This is a genomic window from Streptomyces sp. NPDC048514, assembly GCF_043199955.1.
GTDB lineage: Bacteria > Actinomycetota > Actinomycetes > Streptomycetales > Streptomycetaceae > Streptomyces.
On sequence record NZ_JBICWT010000019.1, the window covers coordinates 49,101 to 69,960 of the forward strand.

22 protein-coding genes and 1 pseudogene are annotated in these 20,860 nt (G+C 70.7%); 14 read left to right on the forward strand and 9 right to left on the reverse strand.

What is annotated here, in order from left to right:
• Nucleotides 1–16 precede the first annotated feature (16 nt).
• Both ACGFT2_RS33650 and ACGFT2_RS33655 read left to right on the forward strand, forming a co-directional pair.
• A complete protein-coding gene (locus ACGFT2_RS33650) occupies nucleotides 17–613 on the forward strand; it encodes an NADPH-dependent F420 reductase (protein ID WP_393286030.1) in 597 nt (198 codons plus the stop codon).
• 248 nt (nucleotides 614–861) lie between these two features.
• Entirely contained in the window at nucleotides 862–1,296 is a 435-nt protein-coding gene (locus ACGFT2_RS33655; RefSeq protein WP_393286032.1) for a VOC family protein, read from the forward strand.
• Nucleotides 1,297–1,535: 239 nt separating this feature from the next.
• On the opposite strand, the gene ACGFT2_RS33660 is transcribed toward ACGFT2_RS33655, so the two are convergent.
• Nucleotides 1,536–3,158: a hypothetical protein gene (locus tag ACGFT2_RS33660; RefSeq protein WP_393286035.1), complete on the reverse strand. Its 1,623-nt coding sequence runs from the start codon at nucleotides 3,156–3,158 to the stop codon at nucleotides 1,536–1,538.
• A 472-nt stretch (nucleotides 3,159–3,630) separates the two neighbouring features.
• Between ACGFT2_RS33660 and ACGFT2_RS33665 the strand changes: the two genes are divergently transcribed.
• The 3 genes from ACGFT2_RS33665 to ACGFT2_RS33675 all read left to right on the forward strand — a co-directional run bounded on the left by ACGFT2_RS33665 (nucleotide 3,631) and on the right by ACGFT2_RS33675 (nucleotide 5,350).
• On the forward strand, nucleotides 3,631–3,834 hold the full coding sequence (locus tag ACGFT2_RS33665) for a cold-shock protein (RefSeq protein WP_393286038.1): 204 nt from the start codon (nucleotides 3,631–3,633) through the stop codon (nucleotides 3,832–3,834).
• Between the two features lie 387 nt (nucleotides 3,835–4,221).
• Nucleotides 4,222–4,518, forward strand: a complete 297-nt coding sequence (locus ACGFT2_RS33670) for a hypothetical protein (protein ID WP_393286041.1) — start codon at nucleotides 4,222–4,224, stop codon at nucleotides 4,516–4,518.
• A gap of 433 nt (nucleotides 4,519–4,951) precedes the next feature.
• On the forward strand, nucleotides 4,952–5,350 hold the full coding sequence (locus ACGFT2_RS33675; protein WP_393286044.1) for a rodlin: 399 nt from the start codon (nucleotides 4,952–4,954) through the stop codon (nucleotides 5,348–5,350).
• A 389-nt stretch (nucleotides 5,351–5,739) separates the two neighbouring features.
• Here the strand turns inward: ACGFT2_RS33675 and ACGFT2_RS33680 are convergent.
• The 3 genes and pseudogenes from ACGFT2_RS33680 to ACGFT2_RS33690 all read right to left on the reverse strand — a co-directional run.
• Nucleotides 5,740–5,961, reverse strand: a pseudogene (locus ACGFT2_RS33680) (VOC family protein); the annotation flags it as partial.
• Nucleotides 5,962–5,974: 13 nt separating this feature from the next.
• On the reverse strand, nucleotides 5,975–6,265 hold the full coding sequence (locus tag ACGFT2_RS33685; RefSeq protein WP_393286047.1) for a hypothetical protein: 291 nt from the start codon (nucleotides 6,263–6,265) through the stop codon (nucleotides 5,975–5,977).
• A 107-nt stretch (nucleotides 6,266–6,372) separates the two neighbouring features.
• Nucleotides 6,373–7,335, reverse strand: a complete 963-nt coding sequence (locus tag ACGFT2_RS33690; RefSeq protein ID WP_393286050.1) for a LacI family DNA-binding transcriptional regulator — start codon at nucleotides 7,333–7,335, stop codon at nucleotides 6,373–6,375.
• A 307-nt stretch (nucleotides 7,336–7,642) separates the two neighbouring features.
• Between ACGFT2_RS33690 and ACGFT2_RS33695 the strand changes: the two genes are divergently transcribed.
• Entirely contained in the window at nucleotides 7,643–8,134 is a 492-nt protein-coding gene (locus ACGFT2_RS33695) for a hypothetical protein (protein WP_393286053.1), read from the forward strand.
• Nucleotides 8,131–8,805 carry a hypothetical protein gene (locus ACGFT2_RS33700; RefSeq protein ID WP_393286056.1) on the forward strand — a complete coding sequence of 225 codons (675 nt, stop codon included), beginning with the start codon at nucleotides 8,131–8,133 and terminating at the stop codon, nucleotides 8,803–8,805. The genes ACGFT2_RS33695 and ACGFT2_RS33700 overlap by 4 nt, the downstream gene beginning before the upstream one ends.
• A gap of 257 nt (nucleotides 8,806–9,062) precedes the next feature.
• Here ACGFT2_RS33700 and ACGFT2_RS33705 read toward each other — a convergent pair whose 3' ends face one another.
• Nucleotides 9,063–9,455 (reverse strand): hypothetical protein, encoded by a 393-nt coding sequence (locus ACGFT2_RS33705; protein WP_393286059.1) that lies wholly within the window; start codon nucleotides 9,453–9,455, stop codon nucleotides 9,063–9,065.
• 351 nt (nucleotides 9,456–9,806) lie between these two features.
• Nucleotides 9,807–10,823, reverse strand: a complete 1,017-nt coding sequence (locus tag ACGFT2_RS33710; protein ID WP_393286061.1) for a DUF6215 domain-containing protein — start codon at nucleotides 10,821–10,823, stop codon at nucleotides 9,807–9,809.
• A 407-nt stretch (nucleotides 10,824–11,230) separates the two neighbouring features.
• On the opposite strand from ACGFT2_RS33710, the gene ACGFT2_RS33715 reads away from it, so the two are divergent.
• A complete protein-coding gene (locus tag ACGFT2_RS33715; protein WP_393286064.1) occupies nucleotides 11,231–11,968 on the forward strand; it encodes an alpha/beta hydrolase in 738 nt (245 codons plus the stop codon).
• 724 nt (nucleotides 11,969–12,692) lie between these two features.
• Entirely contained in the window at nucleotides 12,693–13,526 is an 834-nt protein-coding gene (locus tag ACGFT2_RS33720) for a PIG-L family deacetylase (RefSeq protein ID WP_393286067.1), read from the forward strand.
• A gap of 90 nt (nucleotides 13,527–13,616) precedes the next feature.
• Here ACGFT2_RS33720 and ACGFT2_RS33725 read toward each other — a convergent pair whose 3' ends face one another.
• The gene (locus ACGFT2_RS33725; RefSeq protein ID WP_393286070.1) at nucleotides 13,617–13,877 is read right to left on the reverse strand and encodes a hypothetical protein; all 261 of its coding nucleotides are present in this window, start codon (nucleotides 13,875–13,877) and stop codon (nucleotides 13,617–13,619) included.
• Nucleotides 13,878–14,381: 504 nt separating this feature from the next.
• Between ACGFT2_RS33725 and ACGFT2_RS33730 the strand changes: the two genes are divergently transcribed.
• The 3 genes from ACGFT2_RS33730 (at nucleotide 14,382) to ACGFT2_RS33740 (ending at nucleotide 17,360) form a co-directional block, all read left to right on the forward strand.
• Complete coding sequence (locus tag ACGFT2_RS33730) at nucleotides 14,382–15,533, forward strand: glutamate--cysteine ligase (protein ID WP_393286072.1); 1,152 nt, start codon at nucleotides 14,382–14,384, stop codon at nucleotides 15,531–15,533.
• Nucleotides 15,534–15,995: 462 nt separating this feature from the next.
• The gene (locus tag ACGFT2_RS33735; protein ID WP_393286074.1) at nucleotides 15,996–16,583 is read left to right on the forward strand and encodes a hypothetical protein; all 588 of its coding nucleotides are present in this window, start codon (nucleotides 15,996–15,998) and stop codon (nucleotides 16,581–16,583) included.
• Nucleotides 16,584–16,871: 288 nt separating this feature from the next.
• Nucleotides 16,872–17,360, forward strand: a complete 489-nt coding sequence (locus ACGFT2_RS33740; protein ID WP_393286077.1) for a cupin domain-containing protein — start codon at nucleotides 16,872–16,874, stop codon at nucleotides 17,358–17,360.
• 134 nt (nucleotides 17,361–17,494) lie between these two features.
• Here the strand turns inward: ACGFT2_RS33740 and ACGFT2_RS33745 are convergent, their stop codons facing one another.
• A complete protein-coding gene (locus ACGFT2_RS33745) occupies nucleotides 17,495–17,770 on the reverse strand; it encodes a hypothetical protein (protein WP_393286079.1) in 276 nt (91 codons plus the stop codon).
• 3 nt (nucleotides 17,771–17,773) lie between these two features.
• On the reverse strand, nucleotides 17,774–18,982 hold the full coding sequence (locus ACGFT2_RS33750; protein WP_393286081.1) for a hypothetical protein: 1,209 nt from the start codon (nucleotides 18,980–18,982) through the stop codon (nucleotides 17,774–17,776).
• 294 nt (nucleotides 18,983–19,276) lie between these two features.
• Between ACGFT2_RS33750 and ACGFT2_RS33755 the strand changes: the two genes are divergently transcribed.
• Both ACGFT2_RS33755 and ACGFT2_RS33760 read left to right on the forward strand, forming a co-directional pair.
• Nucleotides 19,277–19,684 (forward strand): YciI family protein, encoded by a 408-nt coding sequence (locus tag ACGFT2_RS33755; protein WP_393286083.1) that lies wholly within the window; start codon nucleotides 19,277–19,279, stop codon nucleotides 19,682–19,684.
• 7 nt (nucleotides 19,685–19,691) lie between these two features.
• The gene (locus ACGFT2_RS33760; protein ID WP_393286086.1) at nucleotides 19,692–20,837 is read left to right on the forward strand and encodes an RNA polymerase sigma factor; all 1,146 of its coding nucleotides are present in this window, start codon (nucleotides 19,692–19,694) and stop codon (nucleotides 20,835–20,837) included.
• Nucleotides 20,838–20,860: the final 23 nt, after the last annotated feature.

The window sequence follows — 20,860 nt, forward strand, 5'->3', positions numbered from 1 at the left end:
GAAGGACCAGATCGGTATGACCATGATCGCCGTACTCGGAAACGGCCGCGTCGGCGGCAGCCTGTCCGCAGCCCTCACCCGGGCCGGGCATCGGGTGACCGTCGCGGACCGCTCGCCGGGCGCCGCCGCGGACGCTGCCCGGGCCGGGCGGATCGTCATCAACGCGACGCCGGGAGCCGGCTCGCTGGAACGGCTCCTCGCTCTGCGGGAGCAGCTCGAGGGCAAGATCCTCGTGGACGTCTCCAACGCCACCCTCGACGGACCGGACGGACTGCCCGCCGGCCTGCTCCACCCCGGCTCGAGCCTCGGGGAGCGACTCCAGGAAGCGCTGCCCGGCACTCGCGTGGTCAAGACGCTCAACACCATGCTCCACACGGTGATGACCGCGCCTGCGGCACTCACCCAAGCGCCCACCGCCTTCCTCTCCGGTGAGGACGAGGGGGCGAAGCAGGTCGTCCGCGGGCTCCTCGAAGACCTCGGCTGGCAGCGGGACTGGATCACGGACCTCGGCGGGATCGAGACCGCGCGGGCAGTCGAGGCCGCAGTCCTGTTCGTACCTCACGTGATCCGGTCCAGCGGATTCGCGCCCTTCGCCATCTCGATCGCTCGCTGACCGAACGACAGGGAAGGCCGCGCACCACCCGGATGACGAGTCGTAGTCAGCTGGTGGGGCGGAGACGGAGCCCGCAGCGACGGCGATCCCGCAAGGGCACCACCGTGCTCAGGGAAGGGGCGGCGGCGACCGCCGGCCGGCAGGTGCTCCACCGCCGAGCGGGCACCACCGTACGCCCGCCGCCCGCCGCCCGCCGCCCACCGATATTTTCCGTAGATCATTCGCGGATCAGCCTCTAGGGTGGCCCGATGTCATCGATCAGACAGTTCCAGGTCACCTTCGACTGCGCGCAACCCGAGCGCGTCGCCCGTTTCTGGTGCGAGGTGTTGGGATACGTCGCGGTGTCGCCCCCGGAAGGGTTCGCGACCTGGGACGACTACAACCTCTCGCTGTTGCCTGCGGAGCGGGACTCATGGTTCGCATGCACCGATCCCTCAGGTGCGGGCCCGCGACTGTACTTCCAGCGCGTTCCGGAAGGGAAGGTCGCGAAGAACAGGGTGCACCTCGACGTTCGGGTCGGCACCGGCCTGGTGGGGGACGAGCGGTTGGCCACGCTGCAGGCCGAATGCGCGCGACTGACCGAGCTGGGCGCGGCACACGTGCGTACCCTGCTCGCCGATGACGAGAACGAGTCCTGCATCACGATGCAGGACATCGAGGGCAACGAGTTCTGTCTCGACTGAGCGTCCCCGGAGCGGCACCCACACCGCAGGGCCGGCACCATCACGGTGCCGGCCCTGCGCCGCTGCGACGGCCGTCGCAGCCAGCCGGCGTCCGAGCCGTGAACCGACGTGAAGGCGCCGGCGGCCGGATCCCCGGAGCGATCGGGTGGAGCACAGCCCACTGCGCGGCGAAGTGCCCTTCGAGTAACGGTCCGCACAGGCGGTACGACGGTCTGCGCGGACCGAGCCGCGAGGTCGTGCTAGCCGCGCACCCGGCGGCGTGACACGGCGACGCCCGCCGCGCCGGCCCCCACAGCCGCGACCGCCGCGGCCACGATCCACGGCAGCGCGCCGACCCCGGTGGCAGCCATCGAGCCGCTCAGTGGACTCGTCCCGCCGTCCGTGCCCGCGCCGCCTGATGCCGACCCGGTGCCGCCGGCGGTGGAGCCGCCGATGCCCGAGCCGTCGGCACTCGGGGACGCCGGGACCGACGGAGACGTGGAGGGGGACGAGGGCGACGGGGATGCGGACGATCCTTCGCCGCTGATCTTCAGGGTGATGGCGGCGGAATCGTTGTCCCGGCGGTCGTCGTGGTTCGGGAAGTCAACGCGATCCGTGACCTCGACGGAGCCGGCCGCCGGATGGGCGACGGCCTGCTGGATGCGGACGTAGAAGGTGAGTTCGCTGGTGTCGCCGGCCGCGAAAGTGTCCGGGATCTCGCACTCGTATGTGTGGGTGCCCTTCAGGGGAGCGCCACAGGCGTGGTCGTCGTCCTCACCGGGGAAGGGGATCTTGGTGATGACGGTGCCCTCGGGCGGCGTGACGCGATAGGTTCCGGAGCCGTGGCCCGGTCGGCCGTACAGGTTCATCGAGCCGGGGCCCTCGTTCTTCACACCGAGGGTCACCGGTACCGTCTGGCCCACTCTGCCGGCGACCTGGCCGCCGATCGCCCGGTAGTCGGCGCGCTGGGCGGTGGACACCTCGACGAAGCCGCCGAAGTCGGGGAAGCCGGACGCGGGCACGGACTTGAGGCCGAGCGCCGGGCCGCTGCCGGTGACGGTGTACTCCGCGGGGTCGTCGTCCTGCCACGGGTTGCCGCTGCCGAGCGGCCAGGCGAGGTAGCTGACGGTGGCGTACATCAGGTCGTCCGAGGCGGTGAAGTGCCACGGCTTGTCGAACGCGTACGCCGTCCCCGGCTCGATCGGGGTGTCGAAGGTGCAGTAGGCGGTGGGCCGCGGCATCGGCCGGTAGTGGCAGTTGCTGTACTGCTCGGCGACCTTCAGGCCCTCCTCGCCGAACAACTTCACGCCCATGCCCCTGGGCGCGGCCAGTGATCCGGTGTTGGCGATGGCCGGCGTGATGTCGAAGGTGCCTCCGGGTGCGACGCCGGTGACCTTCTTCTCCCGCTGGGTGAGCAGCTTGGGGCCGCCGATGACCGCGTGCGTCGTGGCGGTGGCCGTGCCCGCGTTGCTGGAGGTGGCGGTGTAGTGGATGTCACCGGAGGCACCGGGCTGTACGCCCTCGGCACCCTTGATGGAGAAGGGCTGGACGCTGGTCCGGCCGTCGATCGAGGTGTACGTGCAGGTGTAGACGTACCCCTGGTGCGAGCAGGCCCCGCCCCCGCCCGTGATGAGGGCCTTGCCTTCGAGTCGGGTGGCGTCGATGGTCAGCTTGACGTTTTTGGCCAGCGGCTCGGTGTCCTTCGGGCCGCTCAGGCCGAGTTCGAGCTGGAACAGGTCGCCGTCGCCGGGTGGGCCTTCACCGTACTGATAGGCGTAGTAGGTGTCCTGGACGTCCAGCGTCAGGCTCGTCCCCGCGGCGTTCGCCGTACCCGGCAGCGCCGCAAGACCGATCCCGGCCGTCCCGGCCAGCAAGGCCGCCATGCGGCTCCATCGCCTCATCCGTTCCATAGCACTCACCCCGTTGCTCCCACGTCATCAGGAACGCCGCCCTCACGCGTCGTTCGGATGTCTGGACTCCCAGGCACAGAGGATGGTTGCTCTCTGAACGGTGGCGATTTCACCGGCCGGTGCACCAGCCGTTCGGAGATCAACCGACTTGTCGCGAGCCACCCGGTGGCGATGCTGCAGGAGGCCGGCAGCGGGCCAGCTCAGGCGGTGCACGACCACCAGACAGACCAGCTACCGGGCGACACCGGGGCGCGGCTGGTCACGAGTGGCATGCAATCCCCGTTGCGCTCTGGTGATGACCGGTTCCGCCGTGTAGCGTCGTCGTCAGATGTCGTGGTTCGCAGACCTCGCCCGCGCTCCGGTGCGGGCGCTTTGCTGTGCGGTGTGGGACCAGGGCATCCCGGGCCCGCGCGGTGCGGGTCCGATATCGACCGGAAGGCTCAGCATGGCCAGCGGAACCGTCAAGTGGTTCAACGCCGAAAAGGGATTCGGCTTCATCTCTCAGGACGGCGGCGGGCCGGACGTCTTCGCGCACTACTCCAACATCAACGCCTCCGGCTTCCGTGAGCTTCTGGAAGGCCAGAAGGTGACCTTCGACGTCACCCAGGGGCAGAAGGGCCCGCAGGCGGAGAACATCACTCCCGCCTGAGTCCCGCAGCCAGGTCCCGGAGCAGCTCCGGGACCTGACCCGGGCCCGCTCCGGCGCCGGGCCCACGGTCCTCCCGGCGGGCCGGGTACGACGACCGGGCGGCGCGCCCGAGGCGGGCCGGCGCGAGCCCTTGCTCCCTGGCCCCCCGGCGTCGCGACGACTTCACCGGCCACCGCCGCGAGCCCTTGCTCCCTGGCCCCCCGGCGTCGCGACGACTTCACCGGCCACCGCATCGACATCGCCTCCGACGAGGGCACCCGGGATGCTCCGGCATCCTGCAGCCGGATCGCTTGGCCGGGTGCCTCGACGATCGTTCACCTGATGTGACGAACCGCCGGTTAGTCGCTGTCGGGCGGGGCACAGGGCCTAGTGAAAGGCGGTGATGTTGTGGACGAGAGGATTCGCAGGTACTTCATCTGGGCCTCGCTGGCGGGGTTGCTGACCGGAGCGGTGCTGGGCTTTGCCTCGGGTGGTGTGTTCGGTGCTCTGGTCGGCGCGGGAATCGGCGCTGCCCTGGCCGCCGGCACCGTTCTGTACTGGGGCGAACACGGTGGCGCGCGCCGTCGCCGGCCGGCATATGAGGCGCGGCCGGGACGTGTGGACGGCGGACGTCCCATGAGCTCGCGCCGCGTGCCCAGCCAGAGGTCAGGCGTCTCGACCGGCTGGCCGTACCCGCACTACTGATCCCGCGCGACTCGGTGGGTTCCGCGTCGTCATCCCGTTCGGTGGGCCCCACGGCCCGGCGAGGACCGACACCCCTCGAACCGTAACCATCCGGGTGGCCTTGTCGTTGCGCCGTGCAAGGTCTCGCTTCTGGCGACGCTGTCCTACATCGCGAGGCCTACGGCTGCTGCATCACCATCATGCATGGGGATGCAGCAGCCTTTCTCATGCCCCACACCCTTGTTCTCCCGGGAGAACGAAGGGTGAGAGCTGGTCAGGGCCAACGTGCCGACATGACCGGGCAGATCATCCGACATTGGTTCTTCGAGGTTGAACGGGTTGAATGCCTGGGCGGGCTGTTCATGCGCCGACCGAGTGAATGCGGCGAACTCATCTCAGCTTCGTGAGTTAGGAAGGGCATAAGGTACGTCGCCGTAACAGAGAGGACCCGGAAGTGTTCAAGAAGGCCATGGTTGCCGCTGCCACCGCTGCTTCTGTCGTGGGGATGGCGGTGGCGGCCGCGCCGCAGGCGCTTGCCATCGGCAACGACGACGGGCCGACCGTCGCGAACGGCAACGGCGCCCTGTCGTCGTTCGGTAACTCGGCGACCGCGGGGAAGTTGAGCCCGCAGCTGTCGCTGGTGCAGGGCACGCTGAACAAGCCGTGTGTCGGCGTCGAGGACGTCGATGTCGCGGTCGACGCCCTCATCGGCGTGACGGCCCAGGACATTCCGGTCCTGTCCGACCACCTGCAGCAGCAGTGCGACGACCTTTCCACGAACGCCAAGCGGGACGGTGCCATCTCGCACGTCGCGGAAGACCTGTCGGTTCTCTCGCTCAACGGTGAGAGCTGATCATCGACTCCCACCGGTCGGCCGCGGCCTGATGCACCAGAAGGCGGGTCGGCCCGCAGCCTGGCCCGGACTGCAGCCACATCGGGCACCTGAACAGGCTGAGGCACAACCGCCGCACGCCTGTTCCGGCCGCCCATCGGCCGGCGGATGTAAGCACCGCTACCGCCAGCCCCCCCTGCAGCGGTGGCGGTGCTCGAGGCGTTCTGCCGCCGCGTGACCCTCGTAGTGAGCGAGTCGGGCGGAGCGGTCCGGGAAAGGTGGGCCGCGCGGGGCGGATGGCGCTCCTTCAGGTGCGACCGACCCTGGATGCGGACGTTGCCCGGCTGGTCGTGCTCCAAGCGGTCAAGGAGGGCGCCGGGCGGCTCCCCACCGCTGCGGCTCGGTGATGCTCAGTCGATACAGAATTCGTTGCCCTCGATGTCCAGCATCGGGATGCACGCATCAGTGCCGTCGTACAGCGTTCGCACGTGTACCGCGCCGAGTGGGATCAGCCGCGCGCATTCGGCCTCGAGTGCCGCGAGGCGCTCTGCACCCGTGAGCCCGGTGCCGACCCGAACATCTAGATGCAACCGGTTCTTGGCGGCCTTCCCTTCGGGCACACGCTGGAAGTACTCGTCGTGTGCCCTACTCGTCGGGGTTCAGCTCCGCGTGCAGCATGTCCGTCAACTCGTGTGCCTCTGGCGTGTGCCGGTCGCGGGGCACCTCGTAGTAGCCGCCCAAGGTGGTGATCACGTCGCGGCGTGAGTCGTCGTACTCATGCCGGAGATCTCGCTGTTGTCTGGTGGTCTGCGGATGAGGGGTCTGCCACCACCACACCCTGTCCCGGATCTCGTCTTTCGACAGGGGTCCGTCCAGGAGGATGTCCCTGCCCTGGATCTTCCCCGTGATTCTGGCAGAGTTCGCTTCGGCAGCCATGCGCCAGGTCTCCTTTCACCGGTCGGAGCACGGCTACCCGCAGACCGCGATCCCAGCCCACCCTCGTCCGTTTCCGGTCGGGGCGGGGAACGCGGCTGTGCTCAGTGTCAGTACGTGGTGTCGGCGCACCCGCAGCTGCGCCGTGTCACCAAGGTCGCCCGCACGGGTTCGCCGGGGGCGGCGGCGTCGAGGAGTGAGTCGACGGCCTGTTGCGCCATGGCCTGCAGAGGCTGCTGGGTGACGGTCAGGGAGGGAGCCGTGTGGGCGCTGTCGGGAGTGCCGTCGAGACTGATGACCGCCAGCTGCTCGGGAATGGACAGCCCCGTGCCCCAGGCGCCGGCCAGCACGCCTACAGCCTGTTCGTCGGTCGCGGTGATCAGCGCTGCGGGCATCGCGCCGCCGGCGATGAGGTCCCGTGTCATACGTGCAGCTGCCGCACGGGTGTATTCGCACCGCAGAAGCCGTGATTCCGTCGAGCCGACGATGCCTTGCCAGGCCTCCGTGCGCTGCCTGACGGGGCCACGGTCGTCGGGGCCGGCGAGGAAGGCGATGTGATCGTGTCCGTGCTGGCGCAGGTGTGCGATCGCGACTTCGACGGAGGCCCGATTGTCCGCGGCTACGAAGGGTGTGTTCGCGGCGGCGGGCTGATGATGCACGTAGACGGCCGGCACGCCCGCTGCTTCGGCCGCAGCCGCGACGTCCGTACCGCCGTCGGCGGAAACGATCACCAGTCCGTCGACCTGGGCGGCGAGGAACCGGTCGACGAGGCTCTCCTGGCGGTCCGCGGAAAACCCGGCATTGCCGATCAGGGTGAGCTTCTCGCGCCTGCTGAGTGCCTGCTCGATGTGGCGGCCCAGAGCCGAGAAGTAGGGGTTGGGCGCCTCGGCGAGTATCAGGCCGACGACCCCGGTGGTGCGGGCACGCAGCGCCCGGGCGATGCGATTGGGCTGGTAGCCGAGCGCGGCCGCCGCTGCCAGAACGCGCTCGCGGGTGGCCGGCGCTACGGGGCGTGGGCCGTCGTTCATGACGTAGCTGACGACTGCGGTGGAAACGCGGGCTTCGCGGGCCACGTCCGCCAGTGTCGCCGCCTTGCTCCTCTGCTGCTTCATGACGCTTGCATTATGTCACCCAGAGGACCAGACGAAGAGGGCACGCAGAACAGGACGCGAAGGGCCTGCGGGCGCCGCTACGGCACCTCCGCTGTGCTGCCTGCCCCGGGGGCACACGTGTCTGCACGTGGATGCACCGCCGCGGTGCCCCTGGAGGGCAGACCCGCGCCGGGCGCCGATGCGCTTGCTCCACCGGGTGCCGGGCACTCCTCGTCACCGTCTACGATCCTCTCGCCTCTCCTGACGACCCGACACCCGAACGGCGACGATGCTCCCCAACGGTCCTGCCCAAGTCCGCACCAGTGCCACGCACTTCCCCGCCGGAGCCGGCGTACCCGCTTCCCTGGAGCTGCAGATCACGCCACAGGTCCTGGCACGTGCCCTGTTCATCACGGGCAGAGCCCCGAAGGACCAGATGAAGCACGCGAGGTCGTCGACGTACGAGTGGTGTCACAGGGTGTCGGCCATACCCGCCTATCTCAGCTGGACCGACGGGCAGATCCGTCGCATCACCCGCACCGACCTGGCCCGCGAGCTGGATCCGTCCGAGAAGGGCATGCTGTCGTACACCCTGGGGCAGGCCATGTGCCAGATCTTCGCGGAGACGCAGCTGTCCGTCCGCTTCTTCATGCACGTCGCCCGCTACGCCGGTTCCTACGGGCTCACCTTCGCCCGGGCCAGAGCCGTGCCGACTTCTTCGGCGAGCGGATCTCGGGGGGTTACGTCGTTGCAGAGGCCAAGGGGCGCTCCGGCCGCATGACGAGCGATCTGCGCAAAGCCATGGAAGTGCAGAAGAGGACGATCAAGACCATCGGGGGAGAACCGCCGGAGATCGCGTACGCGAGCGCCGTTGACTTCCCCTCCGCCCGCGGAGCCATGCGCCTGACGGCGATCGACCCCGACGAAGCCGCTCTCGACGCCGTCGACCTCCCCGTCGACCCGGATCGGCACGTCCTGGCCTACTACGCGCCCTTCCTGGACGCCTTCGCTCACCAGCAGCCCCAACTCCTGGGCGACTACGTCGTAGCCGGTTTCGTCACGATCGGCGCGACTCTGGGTGTACTGGCCCCTGTCCTGCAGCGTGTCGAGCGGGCTCACAGGCGCGAGGCGGAAGTACGTGGTCTCCGCAACGACATCCTGCGCCTGCTCGCTCGGCACGCCCCCCGCCGGGACGCGACGCTCCATTCCGACGGCACGCTCTTCGCCGTGGACTGGACACTTCCCCGTGACGACCGGCTCCGCCGAGCCCGCGAGGACCGCCCCGAACTCCCCGACATCCTCCACCGGGCGTACCGGGGCACACTCGAGGGAGATCCCTGGCCGGACGAGTCCGCGGAGGAGGGCGACTTCGCCTGGCGGGACCTGCCCCGCGCCAGTGGCCCGATGCCTGGAATCTTTCCGCTCGGCAGCGGCGACCTCCTCGAAGGCTGAGGCGGTCGGGGCACGGCACCGTTCGCGTGAGGTACCGCCCCCGGCGCGTCGCACCGGTCACGCGCGGCGGGGCCGAAGGAGTGCGTCCCCGCACGCTCGGGCGGCGTGCAGTCCCGGCCTCGCCGCCACGCGGGCGCGATACGGGCCTCACCCGCGCCTGTGCCCCGCCGGGCCCCATGGCCGTGCCCGGCGAGCACACGAGAAGACGACTCATGGCCTGTACGGCGCCCCGGCCCGAAACTGGGGCCCGTGGTGCCCTAGTGGCTGTTGATCCCGTTGTTGCCAGTGAGGTTCTGGTTGTGCGGGTGGAACTTGTGCCGTCCCTTCGAGGTCGTCTCGGTCGTCGTGGTCTTGGTGGTCGTGGTGCCGTGTCGCGACTTGGTGGTGGTGGTCGTCTCGCTGGTCTTGGTGGTCGTGGTGCGGTGATGTTTCTTGATCGTGGTCTCGGTCGTCGTGGTGGTCGTCGTGGTGGAAGTGCCGCGGCTGTGCGGACCGTGGAACGCTGCCGCCTGTGCGACGTGCGCGGGCGGAGAGGCGGCGAAGGCGCTGGCGGGAACCATGGCGCCGCCCACGGCCAGGCCTGTCGTGGCGACCAGCAGGGCCAGACGGCGCTTGCGGGAAGTGTTGGGGGTGGAGACGGTGGCAGACATGTGAGGTACTCCTTCACGTAGGGAGAGGCCGCCGGCCGGGGCCGGTGGGGGAGGCCGATCGGTTCGGCTGCCCGGTACCTCCAGTAGGCCCGCCGCGGCCCGGCCCGTCATGACACTCCATGTCGGGGCTTGACGGATTCATGCCTTGCGGTTATAAGACCCGGTCCAGGCGACGTGCCCGGACGGCGCCGGAGATCCCCGCTCCGTCCGGTCAGGACATGTCGGACGAGAGCCTCGGCCCGGCCACGGGTGCAGGTGGCCTTCGCTGCGCCCTGCGCGTCGATCCGGCTGCCGGCGGCTGCCGTCCGGGGAAGACGCGACGGTTGGCAGGCGGCGGTCCCGGCGGACCCGTCAGGTAGCCCGTGCGGGAAGCGAGGGAAGGATCTTCTCGGCGATGTCGCGAAGAACGCTGTCGTCCGGCAAGGCCCCGGATTCGCTCCACACGGTGATGTCGTAGTTGCCACCTCGGTCATTCCGGTCGAGGGCCACGGAGAGCGTTCTCGCCAAGGGGCCCTGTTGGACCGGCCCGCCGCTTCCCAGATCGATCTCGAACTTGATGGTGTGCTCTGAGGAGAAGACGGCGGGTCGGCCGAGGACCGTAGCCGTCCTGACGTCCTCCTCGCCCCCGATCTTCCTCACCTTCACGTCCTGGGCGACCGACCGCTTGCCGTAGGTGGCCGAGATGTTCACGGTGTAGGTGTCGAACATGACCTCGGCCTCCGGCCGGGCGACCTTGCCATCGGTCAGGGGAGCGGTGTTGCTGGTGCCCGACGCCGTGGTCGCGGTCTCTCCAGGCGTACCGAGGAGCCGGGCCAGGTCGTGCCGGTTGAGCGCCTCGCACAACTCGTAACCCGTCAGGGCCTCGGGTCTCTCCCTGTAGACCTTCGGCAGCTTTTCGCGTTCCTCGCTCGAACAGGAGGCGGGTCGCGCGGTGTCGTCGTCGGACGGCATCACGTGCGGGAGCAGCCATATCGTGCCTGCGATGGCCCCGAACACACCTACGGCCGTGGCGGCCTGGGCCCACGCGTTGTGCTCTTTCTCCGCGGCGGCCGGGCTGGGACCCGGTGCCGTTCCATGCCGAGGTCGCGGTTGCGGCGGGGCCTCGGCCTGCGGCTGGGCAGCGGCGTCGACAGCCGCCCCCTCCGCGGAAGCCGCCGCCTTCCGCTTCCGCCTTGCTTGCAGGGCCCGGACCACGGAATGGACGCGTACTGCGGTGAACACGAGGAACACCGCGCCGATGCCGAACGCGACGCGGTCGTGATCGCGGACGGCGAGATACATGATGCGTACGCCGAAGACGGACCCGACGACGATGAGCAGGGGCTCGCGGACCCAGAAAGGGAGGCGGCGGATGAGGAAACCGAGCATCCGGCGATCTCATCACGATCGATCTGGTGGAAGCCACAGTTCCGGGACGGCTCGACAGCCGCCGACCAGGCGATCCCTGACCTGTTCGACACCTCGCGCCGGCTCGTTCACCCGGCTGCGTTCCCGTTTCTGCGCTGCTCGGAAGCCGAGCCCCGGACGCCGGCGAAGCCGACCGAGCCGCAGCCCGAACTGCGGCGTGGGAACGCGCGGGTGAACGGCCAGGCGCCCCACCCGATAAACCGTTTGGCCGACCGCCGTGACCGCTGCTACCTTTCCGGAGGCCGTGCGAGAGAACGAGGAGGTGGTACCCGTGAACGCAGTATCGACATGGGTGCTCCCCTCCGGGGTCACGGTCGGGCGATAGGTCGTCCGGGAGCGCCGTTCAGTGCACTCCGAAAGGCACGACCATGCACTTCACTTCTGAACAGCGTCTCGACGACGGTGTCCGTGAGCGCGAATTCACCCTCGGCGAGATCCCCGGCGTCCTGTGGACCCCCGCGTCCGCATCCCCGGCGGAGCCGGTGCCGCTGATCCTGCTCGGCCACCCCGGCGGACTGCGCAAGATGTACCCGCGGCTGGCGGGTCGGGCTCGGCACTCCGCGGCGGACGGCTTCGCAGCGGCCACGATCGAGCTTCCGGGGAGCGGTGAACGGCCCCTATGGACCGCCGTCGAGGATGCCCGGGCGGACCTGCGCCGGGCGATCAAGGCCGGCGAGCCGGTCGGCGACGAGATCATCGACGCCCTCGTCCTCCCGCTCGTCGAAAAGGCGGTCCCGGAATGGCAGGCCGCCCTGGACGCCCTGCTCGCGCTGCCCGAGATCGGCGGCCGGGTCGGGTACTCGGGAGGAGTGATCTCCATCGGGACCCGGCTGGCGGTCGTCGAGCCGCGCATCTCGGCCGCCGTTCTGTTCGCCGGGAGTTTCGTACCGCGCGCCATGTTCGACGAGGCCCGTCAGGTCACCGTTCCGCTGCACGTCCTGTTGCAGTGGGACGACGAAGGGAACGACCGGCAGGCGGCCCTGGACCTCTTCGACGCGTTCGGCTCCGAGGAGAAGACCTTGCACGCAAATCTCGGCGGACACACCGGCGTCCCGGAGTACGCCGGAGAGGCTGCGGCCCGGTTCTTCACCCGGCACCTGAAGTGAGGCCGGCCCGTCGGTAGACGGTAAGCCGTGCTGGCCGGCATCCGCTCGTCCAGGGCAGGTGCCGGCGCTCCTCCGCTCTGCCCGCCGCGGTCCCCTGCCACCCGGCAAGGGACCGCGCGCTGCCCGAAGCCCTGAACCGTGCACGCCCCGCACCGATTTGGGCACGCCTGTATCCCGTCCTCCCGTTCGGCGAGGCGGCCGTCGTCGGCGATGACGCCCCGCGCGCCGAAGCCGACCCGCTGGGAGGACCGGTCCAACACGGGCGTCACTCGAGGCCGGACGACAAGGACATGGTCCCCGCCCGCCCTCACGGCGCCGATACGTGACTGTCAATTCGAGACTGACGCCAGGGAGACGGCCGGCGGTTCCTCACCCGCCCCTGGTCGGCTCCTGCTGGCCGTCCTGGAGTGTCACCGCCCGGGGCCGGGCCGTGAGGCACTCCGTGCTCTCGGCCTGACCAGCCGTCAGGCGCAACAGGCCTTGGCCCACCATCTGTCCGGGTGAGACGCGCCTCGGTGGCGAGGAAGCGGCACATCACGCGGCCCCGGGTGCGCGCCCTGTGGCCGCCGGGCGCCGGCGTTCGGCCACCAGGTCGTCGTCCGCCCCTCGACCCGGGACCGGCTCACAGGACGGGAACAGCCGGTCGAGGCGCGCTGTTGCACTGCGCGGGGACCACATTCACTGCGGACTCCATCCGACGTATTCCACACAGGAGGCCTGCTTCATGAACGACCAGCCCTTGACGCTCATGGCCGTGCACGCCCACCCGGACGACGAGGCCACGGGAACGGGAGGTGTCCTCGCACGGTATGCGGCGGAGGGCATCCGTACGGTTCTCGTGACATGTACCGACGGCGGTTGCGGCGACGGCCCCGGGGGTGTCAAGCCGGGCGACCCCGGGCACGACCCGGCAGCCGTCGCCCTGATGCGGCGTAGGGAACTCGAAGAGAGCTGCAGCATCCTGAAGGTCAGCCACCTGGAGACGCTCGACTACGCCGATTCGGGGATGATGGGCTGGCCCACCAACGACGTCCCCGGATCCTTCTGGCGGACACCGGTGCAAGAGGGTGCCGAGCGACTCGCGGAACTCATGCGCCGCTACCGACCCGATGTGGTCGTCACCTACGACGAGAACGGCTTCTACGGCCACCCGGACCACATCCAGGCGAACCGCATCACGATGGCGGCGCTGGCGATGACCGCGCCGACGCCGAAGGTCTACTGGACGACGGCGCCGCGCTCGATGATGCAGCGCTTCGGGGAGGTCATGCGCGAGTTCGGTGCCGACTGGCAGGAGCCGGACCCCGCCGAGGCCGCCGCGATGGCTGAGATCGGTCTGCCGGACGAGGAGATCACCACGTGGGTGGACACCTCCGCGTTCGGCGGCCAGAAGTTCGACGCCCTGGCCGCGCACGCCAGCCAGGGCGAGAACATCTTCTTCCTCAAGATGGGCCAGAACAGGTTCACCGAGTTGATGGGCGTCGAGACCTTCGTACGTGTCCGGGACACCACCGGCGCGGCCGTGCCCGAGAACGACCTCTTCGCCGGGCTCCGCTGATCCCGCGGTCCCGGACGCTGGTCCACGCCCGCCGCGCTCCGGGACGCATCGACGGGCAGCCGTCCGTGATCGCCCTCGACCCCCTCCGCCTTACCCGCCGAGCGGCTTTTGTGACCGGTACGCGGCGTGGGCGAAGCCGGCCAGCAGGGCCGCGCAGGTGCCCTCGACGACCATGTCGATTGGGGAAGGCACCTGAGACCGCGCCCAGAGGGCACCGACGGCAAAAGCGGACAGGGTGACGAGACGGGGAGCAGGCCGTCTTCCGGGGGCCCGGCGGCGCTTCATCAGCAGAAGCGCCGCCGCCGTGACCCACAGCAGCAGTGGAACGGGAAACGCACCGGACGTGATCATGTGTTCTTCCTCGCGGGCGACGCCGTGCCTGCTCTTCCACTCACAGCATGCGCCGGACCGGCTGTCGAGGAACGAGTACCGACTGCTCCTCCATACCCGTGCCGAGCCGCCGGGGCCGACGGTCTCCGAGCGCGCTTCAGGCCACAGGTGTCGGCCGGCCCGGGAGCACGGCTCGGGCCGCCACGCCCTGCGCACCGTACGCCTGGTGACCCACGCGACCGTGGCGTCCCAGGAGTACGCGATAGAAAGGACGACAGCCGTCGGCCCGCCGGTCCGCTGAGGCGACCGGCGACGGTTCGCGCGCCCTGACGGTGGCTTGGGAAGCGCTTGCGGCACGCTGGAGCGAAGGCACAACATGGCGGTTCCGGCCCGCCGTTCGACTGGGAGTGCCTTATGCGCCCGAACCGTCGGCGGGTCGGCGCGAGCCGTGCAGTGCAGCGACCGGTGGATCCCGGTGTCCCGTGTCTCCGGAAAGGGCTGGACGTGCCAGAGCCGCTTGATACCGTGCCCCGTGCCGCCCTCGGCGGCCTCGGCTTCCCACGGGAGGCCACCGCACCGCCGACGGTGGGTGTGGAGGAGGAGTTCGTCCTGGCCGACCGGTACAGCAGGGCCGCCGTGTACAGGTCGCCGTCCGTGGTGTACGCCGCCCGTGCCCACCTCGGCGCCCCGCATGCCACACCCGAGCTGTCGCGGTCCCAGGTGGAGACCGTCAGCGCGGTGTGCCGCACGGCCGGCGAACTGCAGTCGGAGATACGCCGATTACGCGGGGGCGCGGCCGCGGCCGCGGCCGAGTACGACTGTCTGCTGGTGCCCAGCGGAACGGCGGTCCTCGGCCGATCCGGGCCCCCGCCCCTCCTCGACCAGGCTCGCTACCGTGACCTGCAGCGCCGCTTCGGTCCCGTGACCCACGATCAGGGCGTGAACTCCTGCCACGTACACGTCGGCGTGGCCGAACGCGAAGAAGCCGTGCTGGCGGTCAACCACGTACGCGGATGGATGCCGCTGCTGCTGGCCCTCACCGCCAACTCGCCGTACAGCGACGGAGCGGACACCGGATACGCGAGCTGGCGTTCGATGGTCTGGAGCCGGTGGCCCTCCGCAGGCCCCCCGCCCTATCTGCGCGGCGCGGCCCATCACGACCGGGTCGTGGACCAACTCGTGGCCACTGGGGCGGCGATGGACCCGGCCATGGTCTACTGGCACGTGCGGCCCTCGCCGCACCTGCCGACCATCGAGGTACGCGTCGCGGACGTGCTGCCCGACTCGGCGAGCACCGCCGCGTACGCTCTGCTCGTGCGTGCCCTCGTCGGTCACGCCGTCGAGGTGGTGCGCGCCGGCGAGCGTGCACCCGAGGTCTCCGACCTGCTGCTGAGGGCGGCCTGCTGGCGGGCCGCGCGGTACGGGGCGACCGGCACCCTGCCCGCGGCCCACACCCTCGAATGCGCCCCGACGGCAGTCGGCCGGCTGATCGAGGAACTGTGGAAACGGGTCGAGCCCCATCTCAGCCGGTACGGCGACGACAGTCGCGTCGGCGACTGGCTCAGCGACGCCCACCTCGCCGGGGTGGCCGGCCACGCACGTCAGAGGCGCGTCGCGGAACGGTACGAGGGCCGCCTCCAGGCCGTGGTGGACGACCTGGCGGTCGAGGCCCCCTGAACCACCTCGCACCTACGGCGACCAGATCGGCGGGCGGACTCCGGAGGGGTGGATACGACAGGTCGGCCGTCAGCGGAGGTCTGTGGTGCAAGAAGAGACGAGGCCGGCCGGCCCCTCGGGCGGAACGATCACTCGGAAGGATCAGTTGGGCCGGATGCCGCGTCCGGATGCGTGGGGCGGCTATCGCGCCACAAGATCCTGATCATGCGGATATCCACGGTGATCCAGTCACGTCGGCCTAAGGACCAAGCCCCTGCACGGCACGGAACTGCACAGCACGGAACTGCACAGCACGGAACTGCACGGAACGAAGCGGCGCCGCACCGCGGCGGGTGGCAGGCCCTACGCACGGCCCTTGCCTGCGGCATCCTGCTGGCGGCTGCCACGGGCTGCGGCCAGACGGTCGAGCGCAAGACACCCGGTGGTGCGCCCGGCGCGGCCTCCGCCTCTCCCGGCCGAGCCGTGGGCACCCGCCTCCCCGGCGTCGGCGACCGGATGTGGGCACAGGTACCGACCGGTACCAGGCAGGCGGTGGTCGTCTACGGCGACCGCAGGGACTCACCCGACAGCGTCGCCGTGCTCTATCAGAAGCGGGGCTCGACCTGGGAGCAGACGGCGAGCTGGCCCGCCCACAACGGGAGATCGGGCTGGACGACCGACCACCAGATGGACGACGAACGCAGTCCCGTCGGGGTCTTCACCCTCACGGACGCGGGAGGCTCGCTCGCGGACCCCGGGAGCAGGCTGAGGTACTGGCGCGACGACAACGCCTACGCGTCCATGCTGATCCCGGGGGAGACCCACGCCCACGACTTCGACTACGTCATCGCCATCGACTACAACCGGCTCGAAGGCACCCCGCCCTTCGACTGGAACCGTCCCGACGGAGTGGAGAAGGGCGGCGGGATATGGCTGCACCTGGACCACGGCGACGGCACGTCGGCCTGCGTCACCGTCCCGGAATCCGGCATGAAGACCCTCCTGCGGACGCTGGATCCGGCCCAGTACCCCGTCGTGGTGATGGGTGACCGGGAACGACTCGAATCCTGACGCCGGCCGTGTCACCGCCCGACGACCGCGCCGACGACCGCGCCGACCGCCCCCGCCGGGCCCTGAGGTCTGGCCGGTCGGTCCGGCGGCATGTGCCCCGTCCAGGATCGGTGGCCTGACCCCGGCCCTCGGGATTGGACGCCGGCTCTGGGCACCGGACCCCCGGCCTGGCCCCCGTACCCGCGACAGCCACCGAGCGTGCCGCGGTCGGCGCCTGGCGCCGGCGACGTCGATCACCTGTGACGACTGTCCGGACCGCCCCGAGCCGTCCCGGGTGAGAATGCCGCCATGACCGATGATCAGTCCCGGATTCCCAGCCGTCCACTGCTGCGTCGTCCTCGTGACGGTGAACTCATAGACGTGGCCGGCGTCGCGCACTTCTTCCGGCTCACCGGTGAGCACACGGGAGGGCGTTTCGCCTTCGAGGAGTTCAGCCTGGCCCCGGGCACCGTCGGTGCCCGGCCGCATGTCCACGACGGACATGACGAGTACTTCTACGTCCTTGAGGGCGAGTTGACGCTTCACAACGGGGACGGCGAGGTGGCGGTCGGCCCCGGGCACCTGCTCGCCGCGACCCGGGGCACCCCCCACGGCTTCCGCAACGAGGGCCCCGCCCCGGTGCGCGCCCTGTGCCTCTACACCCCGTCCGGCTACGAGAACTACTTCCGGGACGTCCACGCCGCCGTGAGCGCCGGAGCCGAGGCGACGGACGAGCTGCTGGCCGAATTCCGCAGCCGTTACGGGACGAGCTCCTACCGGGGCGGCGAAACGCCGTAGGGAGGGCCGGCCGCCGAGGCCGCACAGGCGAACGCCGTGGGAAGGGCCCGCAGCCGCAGCCGCAGCCGCACCCGCAGCCGCACGCCGGCCACGCCGGTCCCGCTGCCGCCTCGCGGGCACGGTGGCGCGCCTTGTCACGCCTCCGCGCCCTCGGCGCCGCCCCGTCCGTCGTCCGGCCCGCTGACGAGCCGGGTCGCGAGCCGGTAGGCAACGGTGCCGTCGTGATACTCCCGACCGGGGACGATCCTGTCCGGAATGCCGGTCCGGTCGCTGTGGCTGCTCGACTCCCGCTCCCCGGTTCCGGGAAAGCGGACGGATGTCCGGGGTTCCTCGGTGAAGCGGAGCCGTTCGGAGCGAACCGTCGACCGGAACGATATGTCCCAGACCGGGTCCGTCGCTCCCGCCCCCATCGTTCAGGGCGGCTCCTCCCGCTCCTCGGTGCTGCGGCGGCGCCTGGGCCGGGAGGGCAGCTTTCCGTCTTCGGCACGTACGCGACGCTTGCGGGTGGCGCTCTGCCGCTGGACGCTCCGGTCCCTGTCCCGATCCCGGTCCCGAACCTGATCCCGCTCCCGGTCGCCGTCCGCGGGCACGCGTGCCACGGTCGGTTCCGCCGGCTCGGTTCCGCGTGCGGCGCCGCCCGCCGTGGCCGGGGCGTCAGCGACGGCCCGGCCGCCCTTCCGCACCGTTCCGCCTGCCGCCTCGGTGGCGCCCGCAGCCTCGCCGACCACATCCCCGGAGGCATCGCCGACGCCCTCGGCCACCCCTCCCACAACCCGCCCGGCATCCTCGCCGACGCCCTCGACCGCGCGTCCGGCGCTTCCGCCGACGCCCTCGACCGCGCGTCCGGCGCTTCCGCCCACGCCCTCGACCGCGCGCCCGGCACCCTGGCCGACGTCCTCAGCCACCGAGCCGACGCCCCGGCCGACGTGCCGCACGGCGGTCCCGGCACCGTGACCGACGTCCTGCACGGCCGCCCCCGCGCCCTGGCCGACGTCCCGCACGGCGGTCCCGGCTCCCTGGCCCACATCCCGTACGGCGGAGCCGGCTCCCTGACCGACGTCCTGTACGGCCTTTCCGGCACCCGTACCCAGCTCACCCACCGCTCGACGGGCTCCGCTGCCGACGTCCTCCACGGCGGACCCGACCCCGCGCGCCAGCTCGTGCAGAATCTCCGGGTTTCGGTCGAGGGTGGTGAGGACCCGGTTGATGATCATGGCCACATTGTCGAGACGCACTCTGAGCTGAGCCTGCGCCTCGACACCCGAGATGCCCAGGTGCACCCGGCCGAGCGTGACGTCCGCGCCGACGTTCAGCCTCAGCAGATCCAGCACCTCGGCCTGCAGCGACACGTGCGCGCGCAGGTCCTCGACGTCCAGATCGATCTCGTCGACCTTCAGCAGGGGGACGTCGAGAAAGACGTCGGGGTCACCGTGGGACGCCACAGGTGCGCCCGCCGCATCCTCCTCCTCGTAGGAGTCGGGCCCGTAGGACTCCGACTCCTCGTCCTCCCCGCCGTACGGCCCGAGGTCGGCGTACTCATCGGTTTCCCCGGCGTCGAGGTCGCCGTCGTACCGATCGGGCTCCTCGACGGGTTCCTCGTCGTTCTCGGCGTCGCCGTGCATCGCTGCGCCTCCGCAGTTTTGCCGTATGTTGCGTCCATTTTGATCCAATATGGGGATCAGTGCACGATCAGTGCCGCCCGCGGGGGTGGGGGGAGGGGCCATGGGTACGGCCCACGGGGTGCGAGATGCCGCCCCCCCACACACACAGGGACACGCTCCACCGACGCCCCGGCGACACCGCCCTCCAGGAAAGCCGAAAGAATTCCCCGCGGCGATGTCGAGAACCCGCGTCCGGCTCCGTCCCTGGTGCGAACGCGGCCAGAATGGCTCGCACCAGCACCGAGGAGAACCACGATGGCCAAGTACCTGCTGCTCAAGCACTACCGCGGCGCTCCCACCGCGGTCAACGACGTCCCCATGGACCAGTGGACGCCGGAGGAGATCTCGGCGCACATGCAGTACATGAACGATTTCGCAGCCCGGCTCGAGGAGACCGGGGAGTTCGTCGACAGCCAGGCACTCGCCCCGGAGGGAAAGTTCGTCCGGTACGACGGTGAGGGGCGCCCGCCGGTCACCGACGGCCCGTTCGCCGAGACCAAGGACCTCATCGCCGGCTGGATGGTGATCGACGTCGACAGCTACGAGCGCGCCGTCGAACTGGCCGGGGAACTGTCGGCGGCCCCCGGTGCGGGCGGGAAGCCGATCCACGAGTGGCTCGAGGTGCGCCCCTTCCTGACCTGCGTCCCCACCATCACGGAGTGACCTCGCGATGAACGAGAGCCTGCTCCGGAGCCTCGCACCGGGCGTGCTCGGGATCCTCGTCCGCCGCGGAGCCGACTTCGCGGCGGCCGAGGACGCCGTGCAGGAGGCCCTGGTCGAGGCGGTCCGCGTCTGGCCGGCCGACCCGCCGCGAGACGCGAAGAGCTGGCTGATCACCGTGGCCTGGCGCCGGTTCCTCGACGCGACCCGGGCGGACACCGCTCGCCGCCGGCGTGAGGACCTCGTCGATCTGGAGCCCGCGCCCGGCCCGGCACTCGCGGTGGACGACACGCTTCAGCTCTACTTCCTGTGCGCCCACCCGTCGCTGACGTCGTCGTCCGCGGTCGCGCTCACACTGCGCGCCGTCGGAGGGCTGACCACCCGCCAGATCGCCGAGGCCTACCTGGTGCCCGAGGCGACCATGGCACAGCGCATCAGCCGCGCCAAGCGCACCGTGTCCGGCGTGCGCTTCGACCGGCCCGGCGATGTCGCCACCGTGCTGCGCGTGCTGTACCTGGTCTTCAACGAGGGCTACTCCGGGGACGTCGACCTCGCCGCCGAGGCCATCCGGCTCACCCGGCAGCTCGCGGCGGCGATCGACCACCCGGAAGTGGCGGGACTGCTAGCCCTGATGCTGCTCCACCACGCCCGGCGTGCCACCCGTATCGCGCCCGACGGCAGCCTGGTACCGCTCGCCGAGCAGGATCGCGGCCGGTGGGACACCCGGTCGATCGCCGAGGGCGTCGGCATCCTCCAGGCGGCCCTCGCCCGGGACCGGCTGGGCGAGTTCCAGGCCCAGGCCGCCATCGCGGCACTCCACGCCGACGCCCCCACCGCCGAGGAGACCGACTGGGTGCAGATCGTCGAGTGGTACGACGAACTCGTACGCCTCACCGACAGCCCGGTCGTCCGGCTCAACCGGGCGGTGGCCGTCGGCGAGGCCGACGGACCGCGCGCCGGGCTGGCGGCGCTCGCGGCTCTGCAGGACTCGCTGCCCCGGCACACCGCGGTGGCGGCGTACCTCCACGAGCGCGACGGCGACCTGCCGACGGCGGCACGGCTGTACACCGAGGCGGCCGGGAAGGCCCCCAACCTCGCCGAGCGCGACCACCTGATACGCCAGGCCGCCCGGCTCAACGCCCGCAGGTGTCCCTGAGCGGCCGTCCTCGCCGGCCGCGC

Coding starts and splice junctions, on each gene's coding strand:
- ACGFT2_RS33650 (WP_393286030.1), top strand. CDS start 17: ATGACCATGATCGCCGTACTCGGAAACGGCCGCGTCGGCGGCAGCCTG.
- ACGFT2_RS33655 (WP_393286032.1), top strand. CDS start 862: ATGTCATCGATCAGACAGTTCCAGGTCACCTTCGACTGCGCGCAACCC.
- ACGFT2_RS33660 (WP_393286035.1), bottom strand. CDS start 3,158: ATGGCGGCCTTGCTGGCCGGGACGGCCGGGATCGGTCTTGCGGCGCTG.
- ACGFT2_RS33665 (WP_393286038.1), top strand. CDS start 3,631: ATGGCCAGCGGAACCGTCAAGTGGTTCAACGCCGAAAAGGGATTCGGC.
- ACGFT2_RS33685 (WP_393286047.1), bottom strand. CDS start 6,265: ATGGCTGCCGAAGCGAACTCTGCCAGAATCACGGGGAAGATCCAGGGC.
- ACGFT2_RS33695 (WP_393286053.1), top strand. CDS start 7,643: ATGCTCCCCAACGGTCCTGCCCAAGTCCGCACCAGTGCCACGCACTTC.
- ACGFT2_RS33700 (WP_393286056.1), top strand. CDS start 8,131: ATGACGAGCGATCTGCGCAAAGCCATGGAAGTGCAGAAGAGGACGATC.
- ACGFT2_RS33705 (WP_393286059.1), bottom strand. CDS start 9,455: ATGTCTGCCACCGTCTCCACCCCCAACACTTCCCGCAAGCGCCGTCTG.
- ACGFT2_RS33710 (WP_393286061.1), bottom strand. CDS start 10,823: ATGCTCGGTTTCCTCATCCGCCGCCTCCCTTTCTGGGTCCGCGAGCCC.
- ACGFT2_RS33715 (WP_393286064.1), top strand. CDS start 11,231: ATGCACTTCACTTCTGAACAGCGTCTCGACGACGGTGTCCGTGAGCGC.
- ACGFT2_RS33720 (WP_393286067.1), top strand. CDS start 12,693: ATGAACGACCAGCCCTTGACGCTCATGGCCGTGCACGCCCACCCGGAC.
- ACGFT2_RS33725 (WP_393286070.1), bottom strand. CDS start 13,877: ATGATCACGTCCGGTGCGTTTCCCGTTCCACTGCTGCTGTGGGTCACG.
- ACGFT2_RS33740 (WP_393286077.1), top strand. CDS start 16,872: ATGACCGATGATCAGTCCCGGATTCCCAGCCGTCCACTGCTGCGTCGT.
- ACGFT2_RS33745 (WP_393286079.1), bottom strand. CDS start 17,770: ATGGGGGCGGGAGCGACGGACCCGGTCTGGGACATATCGTTCCGGTCG.
- ACGFT2_RS33750 (WP_393286081.1), bottom strand. CDS start 18,982: ATGCACGGCGACGCCGAGAACGACGAGGAACCCGTCGAGGAGCCCGAT.
- ACGFT2_RS33755 (WP_393286083.1), top strand. CDS start 19,277: ATGGCCAAGTACCTGCTGCTCAAGCACTACCGCGGCGCTCCCACCGCG.
- ACGFT2_RS33760 (WP_393286086.1), top strand. CDS start 19,692: ATGAACGAGAGCCTGCTCCGGAGCCTCGCACCGGGCGTGCTCGGGATC.